The sequence below is a fragment of the Herbaspirillum sp. GCM10030257 genome (assembly GCF_042666555.1).
In the GTDB taxonomy this organism is placed as follows: Bacteria; Pseudomonadota; Gammaproteobacteria; order Burkholderiales; family Burkholderiaceae_D; genus Noviherbaspirillum.
This window is the reverse complement of the sequence record NZ_JBHTDH010000006.1, coordinates 150128-170596: the sequence shown is the minus strand read 5'-3', so window position 1 is coordinate 170596 and position 20469 is coordinate 150128. Positions and strand designations below refer to the sequence as shown.

21 protein-coding genes are annotated in these 20469 nt (G+C 56.6%); 6 read left to right on the top strand and 15 right to left on the bottom strand.

The window, feature by feature from the left end; translation table 11 throughout:
* Positions 1-26: 26 nt before the first annotated feature.
* Positions 27-992, bottom strand: a complete 966-nt coding sequence (locus ACFQUU_RS11550) for a gamma-glutamyl-gamma-aminobutyrate hydrolase family protein (protein ID WP_382247182.1) — start codon at positions 990-992, stop codon at positions 27-29.
* Positions 993-1212: 220 nt separating this feature from the next.
* Between ACFQUU_RS11550 and arsC the strand changes: the two genes are divergently transcribed.
* Positions 1213-1575 (top strand): arsenate reductase (glutaredoxin), encoded by a 363-nt coding sequence (arsC, locus tag ACFQUU_RS11545; RefSeq protein WP_382247180.1) that lies wholly within the window; start codon positions 1213-1215, stop codon positions 1573-1575.
* A 22-nt stretch (positions 1576-1597) separates the two neighbouring features.
* On the opposite strand, the gene ACFQUU_RS11540 is transcribed toward arsC, so the two are convergent.
* From ACFQUU_RS11540 to ACFQUU_RS11515, 6 genes are all read right to left on the bottom strand, one after another.
* Positions 1598-2080 carry a hypothetical protein gene (locus ACFQUU_RS11540; RefSeq protein WP_382247178.1) on the bottom strand — a complete coding sequence of 161 codons (483 nt, stop codon included), beginning with the start codon at positions 2078-2080 and terminating at the stop codon, positions 1598-1600.
* Positions 2081-2082: 2 nt separating this feature from the next.
* Entirely contained in the window at positions 2083-3063 is a 981-nt protein-coding gene (locus ACFQUU_RS11535; protein WP_382247176.1) for a hypothetical protein, read from the bottom strand.
* Between the two features lie 198 nt (positions 3064-3261).
* The gene (locus ACFQUU_RS11530; RefSeq protein ID WP_382247174.1) at positions 3262-4683 is read right to left on the bottom strand and encodes a DHA2 family efflux MFS transporter permease subunit; all 1422 of its coding nucleotides are present in this window, start codon (positions 4681-4683) and stop codon (positions 3262-3264) included.
* 122 nt (positions 4684-4805) lie between these two features.
* Positions 4806-5021 carry a DUF2905 family protein gene (locus tag ACFQUU_RS11525; RefSeq protein WP_382247172.1) on the bottom strand — a complete coding sequence of 72 codons (216 nt, stop codon included), beginning with the start codon at positions 5019-5021 and terminating at the stop codon, positions 4806-4808.
* Between the two features lie 11 nt (positions 5022-5032).
* Entirely contained in the window at positions 5033-5230 is a 198-nt protein-coding gene (locus ACFQUU_RS11520; RefSeq protein WP_382247170.1) for a DUF2905 domain-containing protein, read from the bottom strand.
* Between the two features lie 61 nt (positions 5231-5291).
* Positions 5292-6455, bottom strand: a complete 1164-nt coding sequence (locus ACFQUU_RS11515) for a class I SAM-dependent methyltransferase (RefSeq protein ID WP_382247168.1) — start codon at positions 6453-6455, stop codon at positions 5292-5294.
* Positions 6456-6553: 98 nt separating this feature from the next.
* Here ACFQUU_RS11515 and ACFQUU_RS11510 point away from each other — a divergent pair, with 98 nt between their 5' ends.
* Genes ACFQUU_RS11510 through ttcA form a run of 3 tightly spaced genes read left to right on the top strand, consistent with a single transcriptional unit; the run spans position 6554 to position 8664 of the window.
* A complete protein-coding gene (locus tag ACFQUU_RS11510; RefSeq protein WP_382247166.1) occupies positions 6554-7321 on the top strand; it encodes an SDR family oxidoreductase in 768 nt (255 codons plus the stop codon).
* Positions 7322-7333: 12 nt separating this feature from the next.
* The gene (locus ACFQUU_RS11505) at positions 7334-7726 is read left to right on the top strand and encodes a dihydroneopterin aldolase (protein WP_382247164.1); all 393 of its coding nucleotides are present in this window, start codon (positions 7334-7336) and stop codon (positions 7724-7726) included.
* Between the two features lie 14 nt (positions 7727-7740).
* The gene (ttcA, locus tag ACFQUU_RS11500) at positions 7741-8664 is read left to right on the top strand and encodes a tRNA 2-thiocytidine(32) synthetase TtcA (RefSeq protein WP_382247161.1); all 924 of its coding nucleotides are present in this window, start codon (positions 7741-7743) and stop codon (positions 8662-8664) included.
* Positions 8665-8765: 101 nt separating this feature from the next.
* Here the strand turns inward: ttcA and ACFQUU_RS11495 are convergent, their stop codons facing one another.
* Positions 8766-9617, bottom strand: a complete 852-nt coding sequence (locus ACFQUU_RS11495) for a DUF6279 family lipoprotein (protein ID WP_382247158.1) — start codon at positions 9615-9617, stop codon at positions 8766-8768.
* Between the two features lie 54 nt (positions 9618-9671).
* Here ACFQUU_RS11495 and glmU point away from each other — a divergent pair, with 54 nt between their 5' ends.
* Positions 9672-11030: a bifunctional UDP-N-acetylglucosamine diphosphorylase/glucosamine-1-phosphate N-acetyltransferase GlmU gene (glmU, locus tag ACFQUU_RS11490; protein WP_382247155.1), complete on the top strand. Its 1359-nt coding sequence runs from the start codon at positions 9672-9674 to the stop codon at positions 11028-11030.
* Positions 11031-11049: 19 nt separating this feature from the next.
* Here glmU and ACFQUU_RS11485 read toward each other — a convergent pair whose 3' ends face one another.
* The 3 genes from ACFQUU_RS11485 to ACFQUU_RS11475 form a co-directional block, all read right to left on the bottom strand.
* The gene (locus ACFQUU_RS11485) at positions 11050-11520 is read right to left on the bottom strand and encodes a hypothetical protein (protein ID WP_382247152.1); all 471 of its coding nucleotides are present in this window, start codon (positions 11518-11520) and stop codon (positions 11050-11052) included.
* Positions 11521-11525: 5 nt separating this feature from the next.
* Complete coding sequence (locus tag ACFQUU_RS11480) at positions 11526-11933, bottom strand: hypothetical protein (protein ID WP_382247149.1); 408 nt, start codon at positions 11931-11933, stop codon at positions 11526-11528.
* An 84-nt stretch (positions 11934-12017) separates the two neighbouring features.
* Positions 12018-12488: an Lrp/AsnC family transcriptional regulator gene (locus tag ACFQUU_RS11475; RefSeq protein ID WP_382247147.1), complete on the bottom strand. Its 471-nt coding sequence runs from the start codon at positions 12486-12488 to the stop codon at positions 12018-12020.
* Positions 12489-12640: 152 nt separating this feature from the next.
* Here ACFQUU_RS11475 and glmS point away from each other — a divergent pair, with 152 nt between their 5' ends.
* Positions 12641-14458, top strand: a complete 1818-nt coding sequence (gene glmS / locus ACFQUU_RS11470) for a glutamine--fructose-6-phosphate transaminase (isomerizing) (protein ID WP_382247144.1) — start codon at positions 12641-12643, stop codon at positions 14456-14458.
* Between the two features lie 356 nt (positions 14459-14814).
* Here the strand turns inward: glmS and ACFQUU_RS11465 are convergent, their stop codons facing one another.
* The 4 genes from ACFQUU_RS11465 to ACFQUU_RS11450 all read right to left on the bottom strand — a co-directional run bounded on the left by ACFQUU_RS11465 (position 14815) and on the right by ACFQUU_RS11450 (position 20465).
* Entirely contained in the window at positions 14815-15795 is a 981-nt protein-coding gene (locus tag ACFQUU_RS11465) for a tripartite tricarboxylate transporter substrate-binding protein (RefSeq protein ID WP_382247141.1), read from the bottom strand.
* Positions 15796-15927: 132 nt separating this feature from the next.
* Entirely contained in the window at positions 15928-18309 is a 2382-nt protein-coding gene (locus ACFQUU_RS11460; protein ID WP_382247138.1) for a DUF6351 family protein, read from the bottom strand.
* 430 nt (positions 18310-18739) lie between these two features.
* Positions 18740-19378 carry a response regulator gene (locus tag ACFQUU_RS11455; RefSeq protein WP_382247135.1) on the bottom strand — a complete coding sequence of 213 codons (639 nt, stop codon included), beginning with the start codon at positions 19376-19378 and terminating at the stop codon, positions 18740-18742.
* 1 nt (position 19379) lies between these two features.
* A complete protein-coding gene (locus tag ACFQUU_RS11450; protein WP_382247133.1) occupies positions 19380-20465 on the bottom strand; it encodes a PAS domain-containing sensor histidine kinase in 1086 nt (361 codons plus the stop codon).
* Positions 20466-20469 lie beyond the last annotated feature (4 nt).

The window sequence follows — 20469 nt, the reverse complement described above, 5'->3', positions numbered from 1 at the left end:
GATGCCAATCAGAAAGACGGGGACGATTAAAACCTGGTTTCTCGAGCCGCAGTTAGGAAATCGTCAAGGATCGGGGTGCAATCCAACAGTTGGGCGCTACCGCCGCGATGGAACTCGGGATGCCATTGCAGCCCCATTACGAAACGGGCCTTGCGATAACGAATGGCTTCGACAATGTCGTCCTTGCCGGAAACTGCTTCGACGACAAGATCCCGCCCTAAATCCTTGACGGCTTGGTGGTGAATAGAGTTCACCAGCGCTTCTGGCTTAGCGGAAAAGAGGGAGCGTAATGCCGAACCCTGTGGAAAATGAATGACATGGTAATGACTATCGTACAAATCATTGACATGTTCGATAGCGGTCGGTACGTCCGAGGCGATATCTTGGTACAAGGTACCGCCAAATGCAACGTTAATAAGTTGACATCCCCGGCAAATCCCTAGAACGGGTTTTCCTGCTTCGACGAATTCATGCAAAAGTTCCAATTCATACATGTCCCGGGTGCGGTCCCCCGACCATTCCGGGCGAGTTGCGACTTCCGAATAGCTTTGTGGTGATACATCCGCCCCACCCTGAAGCACGAGTCCGTCGAGATGCTTTGCATAATCACGTAGTCTAATTTTGCTGGGATGCAACATGCCGTTAGTGTTCACGGTCGGGATCATGAAAACCAGTACATCTCTTGACATGACCCATTGTGCAATGGATTCTTCCAGATATTGCAAAGTCTTGCTACGTAAGCCCTTCGCGCCGAGTTCAGGATGAAAGATGCGAGCTGAAATGCCAATTTTCAGGGTACGCTGGTTGATTCGGTTCAGGATTCGGTCAGACGCGGCTCGTACGCGGGCGCTGATAATGCGCTGGGTCTGTGCCCATGGCGACTCGCCTTCGATTCTGCGGGTAAATGGCTGAGGTGCCGAACCAGTCGCTGGGGTAGGCTCTGCAGGCGCGTCTGGGGCCACGCCTGCGTCAGGAATAATCTTTTCAGACATAGGTGGAAATTGGGGTGCGTCAGCGCTTAAAAAACGCGCTTAAGAGGATAGAAGATTGGGAACCTACCCCTAAAGTTGGGCGATTCGGTCTTTCTGACAAAATGAAGTGCGCCGGGTTCAATGCCGACGCGCATCTTTTTCTGCGTAATGTCCATGTCAAAAAAACACGTTATGCAGGCCGGGCGATACAATGCACTATTCAACGTAGTTTTCTTCCAAGATGAGCATCACGATTTATCATAACCGCCGCTGTTCGAAGTCGCGTGAAGCATTGGAACGCGTTACGCATTTTGCGAGCCTTCATCATCAAGAGGTTAACGTAGTCGATTACCTCGATACCCCGTTGAACTTTACACAGTTGCAGGCACTGCAGCGCCAACTCGGTGCGAGTGCCCGTGATCTTGTCCGCACCAATGAAGAAGAGTATATGACACTGCGGCTTGATCAAGCTGACGAGCATGCCCTTCTGCAAGCACTTGCAGCGACGCCCAAATTGTTACAACGTCCTATTGTCGTTGTAAATGAAAAGGCAATCATTGCCAGGCCACCGGAATTGCTGGACACCTTCCTGTCGGCAAGCTGATAACGCGAGAACCATCATGCCATCAGGATGCGGCGGGTGGTCTGATACCGTATTTCTTCATGATAGCCAGATGCAGTTCGCCTAAAGGCACCAGGCGCGGGTTAATCGGATCCAGCCTGCGTGCGGACTCGATACATCCTCGCACCTGCTCCCCGAGCTGATTATCCCATCCGAGATTTTCAAGATACTTCAATACCGCTACGGCTGCGTTAAAGACAACCTGCGGGTTTTCTGGCAATTTGCGTACCGCAGCGGTCATCAGCAATACCGCTCCTTCGAAATCTCCCTGCTTGGCTTTTTCTGCGCCCGACGATACCAGCTCAACCACTTGGCGGCGGCTCTCTTTGACGACCTTCTCGGCCAACTCGCGGCGCCCTGCCTGTTCGAAGACGCGCATTGCCTTGGCGAGAGCCGCGTCATCGGCAGCGTTGCTCATCACGTCACGCATAACTTCGGATGCACTCTCTTCCAAATTGTGGCCGAGGCAAGTTTTAGCTAGCTCCATCTTCATGTCATTGGAGATACCGTCGGTATGGCGACAGGCCATAACGGCCGCCGCCAAGTCTTGCGCAGCCTGCTCCGCATTGCCGAGCTCAGTTTGTACGGGTGCCGACGACAAGGCACGGCAAGCGGGTGTTTTGTCGAAATTGCCAAGCGACTTCTCCAGATCACGGATGACTGACGAAGCCTGATTGGTATCGCCTTTTTGACCAGTGTACGTACCAGCCACACATGATCTTCGGGGTCCCGGAATTCGGAATACTTCGCCTTGGCGACCACCTTTTGAAAGGATTTTTCGGCCGTCTCAATGTCGCCTGATTCAAGCGCAACCTCCCCAAGCTTGCGCAAGCGCCGTACGGAATGCGGCGAGATAGCGACGGCTTCCACCAAAACATCCTTGGCTTCTAACAACTGTTCGCCAGCCAGATGGGTTTTGGCGAGCCAGTCATAAGCATCCATGTACTTGCTGTTTTCTTCTACCAGTGCCTTAAGCAGCAATTCCGCTTCGCCAAATTTCTGCTGCATGAACAGGGTTTTAGCGGGTCCCAGCCTTGCCCAGGCTATCGCTTTTGTGGCAAGCAACTCCTGGTAGATCGTTTCTGCTGCCTCGGCCTCGCCAAGAATTACATGTAGCTCCGCGCGCAAGCGCATGAAATCAACCGTATAACGGCGGTATTTTTCTTCGCCGATCTGGCAAATTTCGATCGCCTCATGCAGATTGCCGTGCTCCATCAGGTGGTATGCAGGAAGAAAAGCCGTACGTTTTTCAATGGCTTTGCCGATACGGTCGAGTAGCGTATCGGCGGTAAATGGCTTGAGGATGTAGTCGGTCGGTGCCAGTTCAGCGGCGCTTACAACCTTTTCGTACGCCCGCTCGGCGGTGACGATAATGAAAACAGTCCAGAGATGAATCAGCTTATTGTGACGAAGATCTTCCAGCAGCTGCTGGCCATCCCATCCTGACCGTCTCCAAGATCGTATTCGCAAAGAATCAGGTCGTAGGATTTGTTCTTGAGCGGCCGGATGGCGGTTCCGGAGCTGACAGCATGGTCGATCTTGTTGATGCCGCAAAGGTTGAGCATGTTATGCATATTTGCACGCATGCCCGACTGCGGCTCAACGATTGACGCAGTTAAACTTCGAAGCGATGTCATGGCTGGGGTTTCCGTGCAACGCAAACAGATATCAGACGGGTGCCGGTGGAATCGGACGCATACGCCATGCCGCGAGGATTGCCATCGCACAAAGCACGGCAACCAGCACAAAGGTTTCGTTGAACGCCTGAACTGGATCACCCTGCTGGGCCGAAGTCACTCCTTGTTGGGCGCCAAGCCGCCATTCCAGAACAATGCCAACCAGACTGACGCCAATTGCTCCGCCAAGTTGCCGGATGAAATTGATGGTGCTGGCTCCCTGCGCGATCATGTTGTAATCCACGCCGCGCATTGCACCGAGGCTGAGCGCCGGTAGCACAAAGCCAAGTCCGACACGCCCGATGATGGCGATACCCATCAGCATCAGATAACTAGTACTTCTGGATCCGAACGCCATCAAGGCAAAGGACAAGGCCAGCAAAGCCAACCCAATTGAAACCAGAATATTCGGTGAAAAACGGTCGGCGAGCTTGCCAGCCATGATAATCGTGACGGCGAGCACGATGCCCGCAGGCAGGAGAACGACGCCGGCTTGCGAAGGTGCGTAGTGCAGTGCTATCTGCATATAGACCGGCCATAGATAAGTAGAACCGAACAGGCCGGCACCATAAATGAAAGCGACCAAGGCACCCATGGCAAACTGGCGGTAACGAAAAAGTTGCATATTCATTAAGCCACCTTCGTTGCGCAACTGATACACGACAAAACCTGTGAGCATTCCGATTGCAGCCAGCAGCAGACCGACCGCCTGAAGCTTGCTTTCATGCAGATGCACCATGCCATTGAGCAGCATGATGATGCCCAGTCCTGCCAATAGCAATCCTTTCCAGTCCAGGGGGCGGGTATCGCCAGCCATCGGTGAATTGACTGCCAATAGACGACGCACCATGAACAGCACGGCTAGGCAGAAAGGCACGACCACGAAGAAAATCGAGCGCCATCCAAAATACTCTACCAGCACGCCGCCGACGCTGGGGCCGATAGCTGGCGCCAGAACGACACCGAAACCGAATACGCCCATGGCCTTGCCTTGTTCATGTGGCTCAAAGGCGCGTAACACCACAATCGAGGGAATCGGCTGAAGAATGCCGGCAGCCAGTCCCTCGACGACACGCATCGACAACAGCATCGGGTAGTTGATACTGAATCCGCCGACCACACCACCAAACAGCAACAACAGGATGGCTCCCGAATAGGTGCGGCGCAAGCCGAAACGCAGCAACAGCCAGGGCGTGGTCAGCATCGACAGCGTCATGGCCAGCATGAATCCGGCCGAAACCCATTGCGCACGTTCCTGTCCGAGCGTGAAGTAACGGCTTAGGTCAGGTACTGCGACATTAACGATCGTAGAAGAGAGAATGGATGCCATGGTACCGATCATGACGGTCCCTAATACCAGCCATTTGTAGCGGGTACCATAACGCGCGCGCAGTTGTTCCAGGGTAGGTTGCATGCAAAGGTCGCTGGGAGAATATAGCCGGACAGTATATTTGTTCCAGCTGCAACTTGTATGCGCTGCTGCAATCCTTGGGCATTATCGTGCCCCGCAGGAGGATAGCGTTCTATCCTGGTCAGCTAGCAAAACATGCAGGTCCAGCTGACGATTTCTGCAATTACAAATGCCAATACCGACCAGACTACCGTGGATCCGAACGGCAGGCACAGCACGATGCCACGCATGCGGAAACGTACATCGGCAGGCATCCGGCCCACCCGCAATCTATCGAGAAACGGCAGAAGCGGATAAAACACAAACAGGGCAAGAAAAATGGCGACAACCCAGCGGATCATGCAGTGCCTTTCTAGCGCAACAGCCGTGCAACGAGCACCACGAGCAAGGACATCAGAATGGTGGATGCAAACGGCAGCATGAACTTGCGCCCGAACAGGGTGAACCGGAAATCACCCGGTAACCGGCCGATGCCGAGTTTTTCGAGCCATGGCAAGGCCGCCGAAAACACGATCAGTGCGATAAAGATTGTCAGCACCCAGCGGATCATTGCGTATTCCTCAACAGATATCCGCAACGCGGCTGGTCTTCAGGCAGGGTAAAGCGGCGCATCATAGTCGATAGCTCCTGTCATTGCGACCGAAGCGGTCCGGTAACGTCGCGCCCTTTCCGACCACGAGTACCTTGAACAATTCGCCCATTTCCGCTGGTGAAATCAGCTTTTGCACGGCGTTGGCCTGCGGCAAATAGCGTTTGGCATCCTCGGGCGACGTCCGCAGTAAAAGCTTGCCAATACCGGCATCGAGCAGGAACGCAGCCTGGCTGGTGTAGCCGAGCAAGTCCAGACCACTATCGGCGGCTGCCTGTGCCATGGCGGTAAAGTCCACGTGCGCGGTCACATCCTGCAACCCGGGAAGGTAGAACGGGTCCGGATGCGCATGATGCCGATAATGGCACATCAGCGTGCCCTGCATGCGCTGAGGATGGTAATACTCGTGGGCTGGGAATCCATAATCAATCAGGATGGCGACACTGCCGCGCCCGCTCTGCGTGTGTCCCGAAGCGATCATCTTTCCCAGTGAACGCATAAATCCTGCCGCTACGGGATGGGTTTCGGTGAGATAGCCCGCCGGTAGTTCAGCAGCGTCCGGCACCTGCCTGATCAGGTCCGCATGACAGGGGCGGTCCTCAAACACAAATCCGCCCGCGGGGCTCAGGCCGACGCCACGCTCCTGCCAGCCGTTGTCGGTCCTCACCACAAGGTTGACCGGCATCGCATCGAGCACTTCGTTGCCGAGCACCACGCCGGAAAAACTGTCGGGAAACCGGTCCAGCCATGTCACTTCGGGAAACTCGCGCAACGTTTCCTCCTGTCGGGCGCGCAATTCGCCTGACACTTCGACAATGGCATACCGTTCAATGGCTACACCCAATTGCCGCAATTCGGTCAGCACGTCGCGGGCCAGCTTCCCGGTGCCGGCGCCAAATTCGAGAATCTGGAAATCGGTCTGGGGCATCAGTTCGGCGGCCATCTGCGCCATGGCACCACCAAAAAGCGGCGTGATTTCAGGCGCGGTTGTAAAATCTCCGTCTTTACCGAGTTTTGCGGCCCCGCCACTGTAGTATCCCAGCCCTGGCGCATAGAGCACCAGTTCCATGTACTGCGCGAATGGAATCCAGCCGGCATGTTGCCTGATCTCGTCGGCAATCAGCTGGCAAAGTGCATTGGATGCGGCCAGCGCATCGGCGGAAGGTTGGGGCAGTTGCAGTTGCATGTCCCGTATTGTATTGAAATCGGCAGATTGCTTGGGAATTAATCCGGCACTGCTGCTGACCAAGTCGCCATCGATCACCATTGACAACCAATAGCACCATGACAACAGGAAACGGCAAAGTAGCGCTCGTGACCGGCGCGGGCAAGCGCATCGGGCGCGTCATTGCGCTGGCGCTGGCGCGGCGTGGCTGGGATATCGCAGTCCATTACGGACGCTCGGCCGATGACGCCGCTGTGACCGTGCGCGACATCCAGGCGCTGGGACGGCGTGCGGTGGCCTTGCAATGCGAACTGGCCGATGAACAGGCGGTCCGGGTATTGTTACCGCAAGCGGCCGAGACACTTGGCACCATTGCCTGCGTGGTCAACAACGCCTCGCTGTTTGCCTACGATGATGCTGCCGGCTTTTCGCACGACATGCTGGACCGTCACATGCAGGTCAACGTCGCCGCGCCGCTGCTGCTGGCGCAGGCCCTGCATGCGCAGATACCAGACGACGGTCAAGGCGTCGTAGTCAACATCCTTGATCAGAAGCTGTTCAACCTGAATCCCGATTTTCTGTCTTACACGATGTCGAAAGCCGCCTTGCAGACGGCCACCATGATGCTGGCGCAAACACTGGCACCCAAGGTGCGCGTTGTCGGTGTCGCGCCCGGCATCACGCTGGTATCGGGCGAACAGACCGAAGAAGAATTTACCAAGGCCCATCGGGTCACCCCACTGGGCCGCTCCAGTACACCGGACGATGTTGCGTCCACTGTTTGCTTTGTCGCCGAGTCGCCGGCCATCACCGGCACCACGCTGGTGGTCGATGGCGGCCAGCATTTGATTCCCCTCCAGCGCGACGTGATGTTCGTTGCCAAATAACCTGTAGCCATTATGCTTTCCACCCTCTCGCATCCCAGCCTTACCGACTGCCGTCGCCTGTTCCTGCGTAACTATGAAGTGATGATCAATATCGGCGTCCATGAATTCGAAAAGAAAGGCGAGCAGCGCGTGCTGGTCAATGTCGACCTGTTCATACCGCTGGCCGAATCCACACCCAAGGGCGACCACCTGCATGAAGTGGTCGACTACGACTTCATGCGCGATACCATCTCCAGACGCATGGCGCAAGGCCATATCCATTTACAGGAAACCCTGTGCGACGACGTCGCCCGTGAGATGCTGAAGCATCCAAAGGTGCGAGCGGTACGGGTATCGACCGAGAAGCCGGATGTCTATCCGGATTGCGACAGCGTCGGTGTCGAAGTCATCCATATCAAGCCATGATGCCGGAGCTGACAATGAACGACGTCCTGCATGACGAAGCGGTGATCAGTGCCAAGAAGGCCGAGAAGATCGCTTACGAAAACAACAAGCTGCACAAACGCCTCTGTCGCCAGGTCGGACAAGCCATCGGCGACTTCAACATGATCGAGGAAGGCGACAAGGTGATGGTTTGCCTGTCGGGTGGCAAGGATAGCTATGGCTTGCTCGATATTCTGCTGACGTTGCGCGAACGTGCGCCGATTCATTTCGATATCGTTGCCGTCAATCTCGACCAGAAGCAGCCCAATTTTCCGGCGCATGTGCTGCCCGAATACCTGACGAAGATCGGCGTGCCCTTCCACATCGAAAATCAGGATACCTACAGTATTGTCAAACGCGTGATCCCCGAGGGGAAGACCACTTGCTCTCTGTGCTCGCGCCTGCGCCGTGGCATCCTATACAGGGTCGCTGACGAGCTTGGTGCAACCAAGATCGCGCTCGGCCACCATCGCGACGATATCCTTGAGACCTTTTTCCTGAACATGTTTTTCGGTGCCAAGCTGAAAGGCATGCCACCCAAATTGCAATCGGATGATGGCAAGCACATCGTGATCCGTCCGCTCGCGTATGTGAAGGAAGCAGACATGGAACGCTATGCGCAGGTCAAGCAGTTCCCGATCATTCCCTGCGACCTGTGCGGCAGTCAGGAAAATTTGCAGCGCAAGCAGATCAAGGCGATGCTGCGCGATTGGGAAAAGAAGCATCCCGGACGCGTCGAGAATATTTTCTCGTCACTGTCGACCGTAGTTCCTTCTCATTTGATGGACAAGGATTTGTTCGGCTTTACGGAATTGAAGGCCACCGGGGAAGCCGTGACGGACGGCGATATCGCTTTCGATGAGGAGCCGTGTGCAACACCGGCGCCGAATATCGTACGCTTCAGCGGGCTGGGCGACTAGGCAGGCCCCCGGGCAGTCGGTTCTGACAGGCGCCTTTCGTTGCTACACCACGTTCAACAACGAAAGGCCGCCATCCATATTTGTACCCGTAGCGCTGCCCGTTATCTCGCCGCCAGCGTTTTACAATCATCGATCCATGCCTGCAATCGCTTGACGGCATGCGTGCGCTGCGCTGGCGTGGCGACATTTGCGATCACCGCTACCATGTTCGATGCGCTTGATCGCGTATTATCGAAAAATTCCTTGTTCTCGGCATAGCTGAAGTTGTCAAAACTTCGTTCGATATACTGGCGCAACATGGCAGCGACGGCATCGCGCGGCGGATGTTCTGCCTGAATTTTCTTCAGAATGCGCAGCAATTCCTGCTGCCGCAATTTGCGCTCCGCCGCCCACAATTCATTATTCAGCGGGCGCGCATCCGATGCTGCACGGATTTGCACTTCCTGTTCCCTATTGAAGTTGCCGTACCAGTACTCGGCTTGCTTCATGACTTTCTTGAAACGGAAAAGTTGACGGTCCTCAAGGCTGCCGCGCAAGTACTCTTTACGATAGCTCTCGTTGTTGGAAGCAAACTTTTTCTCGAGGTGTGCAATCTGCTCCGGCTGCAGATCCATGGCAAGATTGGTCAATTGGGGCAAGGCTTTCTCTACCACCAGCATGATACGTTTCTTGGTTGCCACATAATCGCCCATCACTTCTTCAGGCGTGACAGGTTGCTGGATGCGTTGCTGAAGCTGAGTGAGCCATTGAGCATAGTCATTGAGCTGAGTCTTGCGATGCCACACCATGAAATCGTCGATGTCCGCCTTAACCCAGGATTTTTGTTCATTGGTGAAATCGACATAGCCGTTGAGCCACCAGTACATCACCGTGTCGCCATTCGCGTAGCCAAGCCGGATTGCGCTGCATCCGGCTAGCAGGCATGCAAACAGGAAAACACTCCACTTTGCCAAAAAGCTTCGAGAAATCCGCATGTTAAAATTTTGCATCACTTCCATTGGTGTTCTATGAATGTTGTCATCCTCGCTGCAGGCATGGGAAAGCGCATGCAATCTGCACTTCCCAAGGTCTTGCATCCACTCGCCGGCAAACCGCTCCTGTCCCATGTCATCGATACGGCACGGGCTTTGTCACCTTCTACCTTGTGCGTTATTTACGGCCATGGCGGCGATGCCGTGCCGGAAGCGGTAAAAGCGTCTGATCTGTCGTTCGCGAAGCAGGAACCCCAGCTCGGTACCGGCCACGCTGTCATGCAGGCCGTGCCGCACTTGCGGGATGACGTGCCCACACTGGTGCTATATGGCGACGTGCCATTGACGACCAGGGATTCGCTCCAGCAATTGTTGGACAGTGCCGGTAGCAATAAGTTGGCGATACTCACTGTCGAACTGGATGATCCAACCGGTTACGGCCGGATTGTGCGTCGGCAAGGCAAGATTGTCGGCATCGTCGAGCAAAAAGACGCCAGCGAAGAAGAACGCGCCATCCGTGAGGTAAACACCGGCATCATGGTAGTGCCCACCAAGAAGCTGAAGACCTGGCTCTCCACGTTGTCCAACAACAATGCACAGAAGGAATACTATTTGACGGATATCGTCGCCAAGGCTGTGGACGACGACGTTGCGGTAGTATCAGCCCAGCCGTCAGCGGTATGGGAAACCCTGGGTGTTAACAGCAAGGTGCAACTCGCGGAGCTGGAACGCATTCATCAGCGCAACCTTGCCAATGCCTTGCTGGAACAAGGTGTAACGCTGGCCGACCCGGCGCGCATCGATATTCGCGGCTCGCTCAGCTGCGGACGCGACGTCACTATCGATGTCAATTGCGTATTTGAAGGCACGGTGGAAGTAGAAGATGGTGTAACCATCGGCGCGCACAGCGTGATACGCAATGCGCGTATTGGCAAAGATGCGAGCATCAAGCCGTTTTGCCATATCGAAGATGCAGTCATCGGCGCCAGCTCCCAAATCGGTCCTTACGCACGGCTGCGCCCGGGAACCGAACTGGCTGAGGACGTCCATATCGGTAATTTCGTCGAGGTCAAAAACAGCCAGATTGCCGCGCATAGCAAGGCTAATCACCTGGCTTACGTCGGTGACGCCACCGTTGGCTCACGGGTCAATATTGGTGCGGGCACGATTACCTGCAACTATGATGGCGCCAATAAATTCCGCACCATCATTGAAGACGATGCCTTCATTGGCAGCGATACGCAACTGGTGGCACCGGTACGTGTAGGCAAGGGCGCGACGCTGGGGGCCGGCACGACGCTGACCAAGGATGCGCCGGAAGGCAAGCTGACCGTTTCGCGAGCCAGGCAGACGACGATTGACGGGTGGACGCGTCCGGTCAAGGTCAAGAAATAAAAAACACGCCGCGCATCCGCTAATTGGAAGATCCGGTCACTTGTTGCCGCGTCCGGTTCAGGAGTGCGGCGAGTGTCGCCGCATCGACCGACTTCCAGGACGCGAGAATGTGTGCTCGCGCCTGGGACGGACAGGGATTTCCATCACCATCGTCCCACGTCACCATGTCGGTCCGCCGTTTCCTGATGGGACGGAAATTGCGCGCGTCACGCCAGGCAACGGCACGCGATCCAAACACGCTTTTCACCACGAAACCCTTGTCATCGAGCGTTAGCGTGCTTAGACCGGGAAAATGTTGCAGCAAGCCTATCGCGCCTGCCATGACCGCTATCAGCGCTACTTCCATGTAGCGATCGCTTGATGCTGCCATCAGGCCAATCGCGATCAGCGGCAGGCAGAGAAACAAGAGACCAACAGGCATCCGCGCCCGCAGGACGATGGGAAAGGTGACAGGGGCAAGAGGGGTAAGATCGGTCGTATCAGGGTGCATGCAATTCAATGTGGAAGGTCGTTCTGGTTTTTTCGGCGACGCTTTTGCTTCTGCTTGCCGAACAGGAAATGCATGACAAGAACATATAGTCCCGCCGCACCACCGATAAAAGCGATGGCCTTCAGGAACCGGCCAAGCAGCATCAGATAATAGCTGCCCGGGCTGGACGCTTTCAATGCATTATCCGCCGCGTCTCGCTGCTGCCGCTTTTCCGCAGCCAATGTCTCGCGTTTGCGCACGGCAGTCTCGCATTGCTGATCGCCACGGCAGGAAGCCACCGCTTGTTCGATTGCAGCTATGGACTCTTGCGCGGGCTCCGCAGCGGAAGAGATCGCCGGCGAAGTGCCAAAGAAGATACAGAAGAAGATAAAGAAAAGACGGATATTGGCGTGCATGCTGGCGGCGATTGACATGTGCACCGGACTATACCGGGATTTCGGGACAGGTGCGGTTCCTAGCGTCGGACTGGTGTGCGGATATACGCGTACCTTTGCAGATTAAAGCGCAATGCGCGTTTCAAATTTACTGCGGTGCATGGAAAAGAAGCTGCGGACATTACGCACATTTGCCTGCGACGCGAACAAGCGGTGCGCCAATGCATGATAGGCCGGCATATCGGTCACCTGCACGACCATCACGAAATCCGGCCCGGGCGATACCCGATAGCATTGCAGCACCGCTGTTTCAGCGGCCACCAGGCTTTCAAACTCCGCCATATGTTCAGCACCCTGGCGATCCAGGGTGATTTCCACGATTGCGGTCAATGGCGTTCCGACCATTTCAGGCGCGAGAATCGCTACCTGACGCGTGATTACACCTGCGTCAATGAGACGCTTGACGCGACGCAAGCATGTCGGCGGTGAAGCATGCACACTTGCTGCTAGTTCATTGTTTGTCCGGGCGGCATCTATTTGTAGTGCATTCAGAATGCGGCGGTCCAAGTCGTCCAAGGTAATGGTTTGATTCATTTTTATAAAAATAATCTGGTTTAATGAAATTATATTTCATTTCCAGACGAGACTGAAAATATATTTCATAAATTCGTCAATTTAGACAGCTTATTTCATAAGTCGTCTCGTACGATACAAGCGTCAATACAGTATTCGCGAAGGGAGTTCACATGTGCGGCATCGTCGGCGCAGTAGCGCAACGTAATATCACCCCCATTCTTTTACAGGGCCTCAAGCGCCTCGAATACCGCGGTTACGATTCCTGCGGCGTGGCATTGCATGTCGATGGCAAGTTGCAGCGCTCGCGCAGCACCTCGCGCGTAGCCGACCTCGAAATGCAGGTGGAAAAAGCCAGCCTCGAAGCCTTTACCGGCATTGCGCATACCCGCTGGGCGACCCACGGCGCGCCCGCTACCCACAATGCTCACCCGCATTTCTCACGCGAGCGTATCGCGCTGGTCCACAACGGCATCATTGAAAACCACGACGAACTGCGTGCGGAACTGACGGCAGCGGGCTACATCTTTGAAAGCCAGACCGATACCGAAGTCATCGCCCACCTGGTTGACCATATGTACACCGGCGACCTGTTCGAGACCGTGCAGCAAGCCGTCAAGCGCCTGCATGGCGCGTACGCGATTGCGGTATTCAGCCGCGATGAACCGCATCGTGTGATTGGCGCCCGCCAGGGTTCGCCGCTGATCGTCGGCGTCGGCAAAGGTGAAAACTTCCTCGCCTCGGATGCCATGGCACTGGCCGGCACCACCGACCAGATCATCTTCCTTGAAGAAGGCGATGTGGTCGACCTGCAACTGCAGCGTTACTGGGTTGTCGACCACACCGGCAAGCCGGTGGAGCGCGAAGTGCGCACTGTGCATGCCCACACCGGTGCGGCCGAACTCGGCCCGTATCGTCACTACATGCAAAAGGAAATCTTCGAGCAACCACGCGCGATCGGCGACACGCTGGAAGGCGTTTCGGCCATCATGCCCGAGCTGTTCGGGGACAAGGCTTACAAGGTTTTCAAGCAGATCGATTCGGTGCTGATCCTTGCCTGCGGCACCAGCTACTACGCCGGTCTGACCGCAAAATACTGGATCGAGTCGATTGCGCACATTCCGGTCAATGTTGAAATCGCCAGCGAATACCGCTATCGGGACAGCGTACCCAATCCGAATGCCCTGGTGGTCACCATTTCGCAAAGCGGTGAAACCGCCGACACGCTGGCCGCACTCAAGCACGCGCGGGCGCAGGACATGGTCAATACACTGACCATCTGCAACGTGTCTACCAGCGCGATGGTGCGGGAGTGCATGCTGTCCTATATCACCCGCGCCGGCGTCGAAGTCGGGGTCGCGTCGACCAAGGCCTTTACTACCCAGCTGACCGCCCTGTTCCTGCTGGCCTTGTCGCTGGCGCAAGTGCGCGGCCACCTGAGCGATGAGCAGGAAACCGCCCACTTGAAGGCGATGCGCCACCTGCCGGTATCGATCAGCGCCGTACTTGCGCTGGAACCGCAAATCATCGCCTGGGCGGAAGAATTCGCCCGCAAGGAAAACGCCCTCTTCCTCGGCCGCGGCCTGCATTACCCGATTGCGCTCGAAGGTGCGCTCAAGCTCAAGGAGATTTCCTACATCCATGCCGAAGCCTATCCCGCCGGTGAACTCAAGCACGGCCCGCTGGCGCTGGTCACCAAGGAAATGCCGGTGGTGACTGTTGCGCCGAACGATACGCTGATCGAAAAGCTGAAATCGAACATGCAGGAAGTCCGCGCACGCGGCGGTGAACTGTATGTATTCGCCGATGCCGACTCGAAGATAACGCCAAGCGAAGGCGTACATGTGATCCGCCTGCCCGAGCACTATGGCGCGTTGTCGCCAATCCTGCACGTGGTACCGCTGCAGCTGCTGGCATACCACACTGCGCTGGCGCGTGGCACCGATGTCGACAAGCCGCGCAACCTGGCGAAGTCGGTCACGGTGGAATGAGCTGACAACAGGGCAAGCACGTGCAAAAAAGGATGGTTGGGGGAATGAAAATCCGCCAACCACCTTGTATCGACGGCGCGGTGAGCCGAACGCAATTCAGTCCTGGCTTTTTTCCGCTTGGCTTTGTAGAGGCCGTCATCCGCGCGCTTGATTCAGCTACGCACATTGTCATCCTGCGGGTCCAGAGTTGTCACCCCAACTGCCACGCTGGCCTTGACAGTTTCCCCGTCGACCACCACACCTGCTGATCGCTCGATAGCCTGTTGCCAACAAAAGCCTGATCGCTTTTGTATAGAAGATAAAAGACGGCAGCTGTTATCAGATACCGTCATATTGCAGGAGAATTTACAGAATAATTAAGTTTTCCTGGAGAGACCCATGCTCTCGATCATTTCCTTCTCTTCCCGGAAGGTATCCTGAGCAAACTTGGTATAGGCTGCGCTATCCATATAAATAATGGGCTGGTCGAACTTGTCCAGCGTCGCAGTGACCAGCGGATCTTCGAGCGTTTTCTTGAACGCATCCTGAAGGCGTTTCACGAGCGCGGGATCCATGCCTTTCGGGCCGCCAATGCCGAACGGCGAATCGGATACGGTTTGATAACCCAGTTCCTGCAAGGTCGGCACATTTGGCCAGCGCTTCGTACGCTTGCTGCCATAGGTAACCAGCAGACGCGCCCTGCCCGCTTCCACCGCTGAGGCCCAGCCGGTCGCATCGCTGTGCGCCATGACATGTCCGCCAAGCAAACCCTGCATGCCATCGGCATTTCCCTTGAACGGGATATGCAGCAACTTGATCCCTGCCCGCTTGGCAAACTGTTCGACGACCAGGTGCGGAGTCGTGCCGGTGCCTGTCGATCCATAGCTGAACGCTTCCGGATTGGCCTTGGCATAGGCGACCACGTCCTGGATACTTTTCATCGGCGAATCGGCGCGCACCACCATGCCGAAGGTGTACCCGGTCAGGCAGGCAATATAGGTCAAATCCTTCATCGGGTCGAAAGAGACCTTTTGCATGTGCGGCAAACGGAAGATGCCCAGTGGAAGCTGCGACAGCGTGTAGCCGTCCGGCCGTGCGTTGGCCAATTCGACTGCGCCCAGGATGCCGCCGGCGCCCGGCTTGTTTTCCACGACCACGGTGCCGCCCAATGTTCTGGCCAGGCTATCGCCGAACGCGCGCATCACCACGTCGGTGGAACCGCCCGCCGGCCATGGACACAGCAGGCGGACCGGGCGTGACGGGTATTGCGCCTGCCCGAACGCGGGAAGTGCAATGGTGGCACCGACGGCTGCCGATGCCTTGATAAAATTTCTTCGGGTAATTTTGTATTGGCTCATCTTTGTCTCCTCATGCGATACAACGTATCCATCGTAAATGCTGGTGCGGTCAACAGCATAACAAAAATAACAAAATGGCCCGCACCCAACAGGATGCGGGCCATGCTGACCTGAAATTTCAGCGTTTCAGGATCAGCGCGGTGTCGATACCGGCGCGGCTGGAATCGGCTGGCCACCGGCGCCGGCTGCGAAAGTCAGCGGCGAAACAGCGGCCTGCTGGCCCACGCCAGGCTTGCTCCAGTCACAGACACCGGTCGGGAACACTGCCTGCAGACGTTGCAATTGTGTCGCGCTCAATGTCTGAGGTGCGTAGTCAGCCACACTGACTGGCTTCAACTGGCACTTCAGGATGTCTTCCGACAACGGCCCACCAGCCACCTGGCGCGGCGAACTGGCCGGACGCAGGAACGGGTCGGCATCGCAGATCGCCTTGTTGGTGACCTTGGTGCTTTGCGTGACGTCGTTGCTCAGGTAGCAGAAGTCAACTGCCTCAGCCGGTTTGGCTTTGACCACCTTTTGCTCGATTGGTGTCGTGCTGGTGTCGGCTTTCAGGTTGGTCAGCCACTTATCCATGGTCAGGAAAGAGTCTAGGGCGACGGCTCCAGAAGGAGCGAAGCCATTGCGTCCGTAACGCCACATCACATGGTTGTCGTGATTGCCATTAGCCTTGTCCATGCGATCACGCAACTGGAAGCTGCGCCATACATGGTGGATGCCTGTCAGACCGGCCGCGGAACCGACTGCGCCGTTGGCGAGTGGCACCAGCAGCGAGTCATCCCAGCCGCGCATATCAATGATCGGTGTCTTCGCCAGCTGCTTGCCGCTGGTGACGATGCCGGCGCGATAAGCGATTTCCAGGCCTTCCTGATCCGCAGCCGTACGGTTGGCCGACAACACCGAATCACGGTTCACGCCGCCGATCTTCTCGTTCAGTGTGACGAACTCTTCCGCCGTGATGGCGCCGCTGACGAAGGCTTTCAAACCGTACTGCACGCCGACGTTGTCGCGCGTATCGCGTGCGTAGTTGGTTCCGGGAACCTTGCCAAAGATGGCAACGGCACTGTCGAGCGCGCCGCAACGCGGACCGTTCGGATTGCTGACAGGGTCATACACCATGGATGCCGGCAGCCCGCAGTTATTGGTTGTCGTTGGAGCCTGGGTGATGGCACCTGTGACATTGTCGCTGACTATCCGCGCAGAGAAGTTGCCCGGCTTGCTGTTGTTGCCGAACAGGTTGTTCCATCCATGGCAGGCGGTCTGGTCGACGTGACCATTGACCGCAGCCTTCTTGGCATTGATCTGCGTCTGGGTGTAACCGGCCGCGGTCATCAGTGCCAGCCATTCGGGCTTCTGATAGGTTTCCACCAGAAGGACGCAGTCCTGTACTTCCATCGTGGTGGTTTCCGAATCAGGGTAGGTACAAGTCGGCTGGATGCCGTCCAGCAAGCCCGGCATGATCGATGAAGCGGTGTTCTGGTTGATCGAACCACCCGAGCAGCCAGCCCCCATGGTGAATTTGATCTCACCGAAATTCTTGGCGATGCGCTCCTTCATCATCATGACCGTTTCGGTCATCAGCACGCGGTTCGAGTTGTACTGGGAATCGGTCAGGCTGTTCTGCACCACCATGAAGCCGCGTGACAGCGACTTGTCGTCAGCCCATGAACCTTGCGGGCGGAACTGCTTGCGTGGCTGACCTGTGCTGGAGCCGAACTGGTACAGTACCTTGCCGTTCCAGGTCGATTGCGGCGCTGTCGCGGTCCAGGGCTTGCTCGGATCGGCCAGTACGGCGATATCGTAAATGCCACGGTTCACCGTGCCGCGCTCGCGACGGACGATGTACGGAACAGTGACACCGGCATCAGTCGTGGTGGTTGCCATGTCGGTCGGCGCCGGTGCCGCAGGATCGTAGGGCTTGAAGCAGGCGTTGGCCGGCGCGACAGCGGGTGGTGTCGGGTCGGGCAGCGCGTTGGTGCAACCGGCTGCATTCGTCTTGTAGAAATAGCGGACTTCCGTCTTGATGTTGCATTGTGCATCGGTTGCCGTGGTCGACAGGCCGCTGCCGTTGCTGGACGGCGTGCTGCCGGATTCGGCCTGAGCGGTCGGCGTGGCGCAGACCCAAGGCTGTACCTGTGGTCCGGAAATCATCGGACCACCGATCGGATAGTTGGTGACCTTCAGGCTGGCCGCCTTGAAGCCATTGCCTTGGGCGGTGATGGTGTTGTCACCATTTGCCAGGCCACTGACCAGGCCGGCCAGGCGCCCGTTGCGTACCGCGAAGGCACTGGTGACATCGCGTCCACCGACGTCGACCTTGATGTCGGACGCATTGACGCCGGTCGGAACGCTGACTTCGACGAGCGCATCGCCGCCGCTGACAAAGTCGGCCCGGCTGGACAAGACCTTGATGTCCGGTGCGGCGGCTTCATTGCTGCCGCCACCACCGCAAGCAGCCAGTACGAGGCTGATGGCAGTTACGGGAAGAACCCGTAACCACGGCGTGTTGTAGTTCATATCGTCTCCAGAATGTTATTTTGGTCGCCCGCAGGCGCCGTCCGCAGCACACGGTGCGCAGATGCAAAAAATGATAGGAAGAGCCGGCGACGCCAACAAGTCGGAAAGCGCAGGCGCGCATGTCGGAAAGTTCTGACATCGCAACCGTGGGGCAGATGCTGCGCTGCGATGTCACGCGATCATCGGGTTAGTGACGTTAAGTGCAGCGTGACGGCAGACGTAGCTCGGTTGTCGGAATCAGGAAGTTTGAGATTAATCAGATGGCATGGAAGGCATGCCTTGCGGTTCCATGCATCGATGACGGCATTGAACACCTCTTACGCCGCGTAGAGCAAGGTCGGATGGCGCGTCTCATGCTCCCGCAAGTCACGAGACGGCGGTAAGCCGACAGCGATGGGTGAAACGTGAGCGACTCTCCCTGAGCGCTTTGCTAGTCAATCAAGTTATTCCGCACCGCATACTGGATCAGTTCCGCATTGGTGGTCAGGCCGCGTTTTTCCAGGATCCGGCTGCGATAGGTGCTCACGGTCTTCACGCTGATCGACAACCGGGCTGCGATCATGGTCAGCGACTCGCCGCGCACCAGCATCTCGAAAATCTGCGCCTCACGTATCGACAACTTCTTTGGCTCCGCAGGATTATCATCGGGACCATTGAGCGAAGAAATCAGCATTTCCGTCACCTCGGCCGACATGTACTTTTTGCCATTGAGGACAGTACGGATCGCGCCGATCAGGTCCGAGGCTTCCATATCTTTCGCTACATAGCCGTGAGCACCGGCACGCAATGCTCGCAGCGCGTACTGCTGCTGTGAATACATGCTAAGCATGATGACCCGTAGCGCGGGGAATTCGGCATGAATGACTTCCAGCAGATCGAAACCGCTGCGTGCCGGCAGGTTGATATCGAGGAGAACAACATCGAGTTGCACATGACTGCGCAGCTTGGACAGGCCTTCGGCCCAGTCGCCCGCTTCATCGATGACCTGGAAATCCGGTTCGTCATGCAGCATTTTTTTCAAGCCCGACCGGAACATCGCATGGTCGTCAATGATCATCAGCTTAATCAAATTACAAGTCCTCTTTGGCGTCGAGCGGTGAGATGAGCACAATGCGCGTCCCCTGCCCTGGTGCCGAGCCGATATCCAGTGTGCCGTCAAGCTCGCGTGCCCGTTCTTTCATGGACAGGATACCAAAGCAGGGGGCGTTCAGGTCGGGTGTGGCGTTGGCGCGCAACGGCATGCCGATCCCATTGTCGCGGACTTCGACCCGAAGGGATTCGGCATCACAGGCCACCAGCACTGTCACCTCGGTCGCTTGCGCATGGCGTGCGATGTTGGTCATCGCTTCCTGGAAGATGCGGTAAGCCATGGTCGCGCGTGAACTACTCAAGGGAATGTGCAATTCCTTGGGCTGCATGGTGACCCGAATGCCCGAGCGTTTTTCAAAACGCTCGAGATACGATGCCATGGCCGTCGCCAGTCCAAGATACTCCAGCGCCTGCGGATGCAGTGATTCGGAAATCTCGCGCACATTGTTGATGGCTTCCTGCAACAGCCCGTTCAGATCATCGGCGATTTCCCGAATCTCGCCCTGCGCATCGTGCTCGGTACGGCGCAAAATGCGGCCGACATTCAGTTTCATGGAGGTCAGCAAACCGCCCAGCACATCATGCACTTCCCGCGCATAGGCCGAGCGCTGGCGTTCACGAACCGCAATCAGATAAGCGGCAAGCTCCTGGTATTGCTGCCGTGATTCCTGCAACTGCCGGGTCTGTTCAAGCTGCTCGGTGACTTCAATGCCGACACCAACCACGGCGGGGCGCCCACGGTATTCCAGCGCCGTACCATGCACGTCGATAAAAACAGTACTGCCGTCCCGGTGCAATCCACGCACCACGAATCGCATGCTTGGCTCGACGCCGGATACGCGACGATGATAGCGAGCACTGACTTCTGCGACATCATCGGGCGGCACGAAACGAGATACCGGCTGCCCGATCAGTTGTTCGGGCAGGTGCCCGGTCATGGCGGCCCAGGTGGCATTCACGTACTGAAATACTTCATCCTGGATGATGTAGACGCCCGCCAGCGCCTGTTCCACCAGACCGCGAAACGGAATGCTGGTGATATCGAATTCGTGGCTGCTGTCGCTCATCCCG

What these genes read in the sequence shown, in the direction of transcription:
- ACFQUU_RS11550 (WP_382247182.1), bottom strand. Translation starts at nt 992, where the DNA reads ATGTCTGAAAAGATTATTCCTGACGCAGGCGTGGCCCCAGACGCGCCT.
- arsC (WP_382247180.1), top strand. Translation starts at nt 1,213, where the DNA reads ATGAGCATCACGATTTATCATAACCGCCGCTGTTCGAAGTCGCGTGAA.
- ACFQUU_RS11540 (WP_382247178.1), bottom strand. Translation starts at nt 2,080, where the DNA reads ATGGAGCTAGCTAAAACTTGCCTCGGCCACAATTTGGAAGAGAGTGCA.
- ACFQUU_RS11530 (WP_382247174.1), bottom strand. Translation starts at nt 4,683, where the DNA reads ATGCAACCTACCCTGGAACAACTGCGCGCGCGTTATGGTACCCGCTAC.
- ACFQUU_RS11525 (WP_382247172.1), bottom strand. Translation starts at nt 5,021, where the DNA reads ATGATCCGCTGGGTTGTCGCCATTTTTCTTGCCCTGTTTGTGTTTTAT.
- ACFQUU_RS11520 (WP_382247170.1), bottom strand. Translation starts at nt 5,230, where the DNA reads ATGATCCGCTGGGTGCTGACAATCTTTATCGCACTGATCGTGTTTTCG.
- ACFQUU_RS11515 (WP_382247168.1), bottom strand. Translation starts at nt 6,455, where the DNA reads ATGCAACTGCAACTGCCCCAACCTTCCGCCGATGCGCTGGCCGCATCC.
- ACFQUU_RS11510 (WP_382247166.1), top strand. Translation starts at nt 6,554, where the DNA reads ATGACAACAGGAAACGGCAAAGTAGCGCTCGTGACCGGCGCGGGCAAG.
- ACFQUU_RS11505 (WP_382247164.1), top strand. Translation starts at nt 7,334, where the DNA reads ATGCTTTCCACCCTCTCGCATCCCAGCCTTACCGACTGCCGTCGCCTG.
- ttcA (WP_382247161.1), top strand. Translation starts at nt 7,741, where the DNA reads ATGAACGACGTCCTGCATGACGAAGCGGTGATCAGTGCCAAGAAGGCC.
- glmU (WP_382247155.1), top strand. Translation starts at nt 9,672, where the DNA reads ATGAATGTTGTCATCCTCGCTGCAGGCATGGGAAAGCGCATGCAATCT.
- ACFQUU_RS11485 (WP_382247152.1), bottom strand. Translation starts at nt 11,520, where the DNA reads ATGCACCCTGATACGACCGATCTTACCCCTCTTGCCCCTGTCACCTTT.
- ACFQUU_RS11480 (WP_382247149.1), bottom strand. Translation starts at nt 11,933, where the DNA reads ATGTCAATCGCCGCCAGCATGCACGCCAATATCCGTCTTTTCTTTATC.
- ACFQUU_RS11475 (WP_382247147.1), bottom strand. Translation starts at nt 12,488, where the DNA reads ATGAATCAAACCATTACCTTGGACGACTTGGACCGCCGCATTCTGAAT.
- glmS (WP_382247144.1), top strand. Translation starts at nt 12,641, where the DNA reads ATGTGCGGCATCGTCGGCGCAGTAGCGCAACGTAATATCACCCCCATT.
- ACFQUU_RS11465 (WP_382247141.1), bottom strand. Translation starts at nt 15,795, where the DNA reads ATGAGCCAATACAAAATTACCCGAAGAAATTTTATCAAGGCATCGGCA.
- ACFQUU_RS11460 (WP_382247138.1), bottom strand. Translation starts at nt 18,309, where the DNA reads ATGAACTACAACACGCCGTGGTTACGGGTTCTTCCCGTAACTGCCATC.
- ACFQUU_RS11450 (WP_382247133.1), bottom strand. Translation starts at nt 20,465, where the DNA reads ATGAGCGACAGCAGCCACGAATTCGATATCACCAGCATTCCGTTTCGC.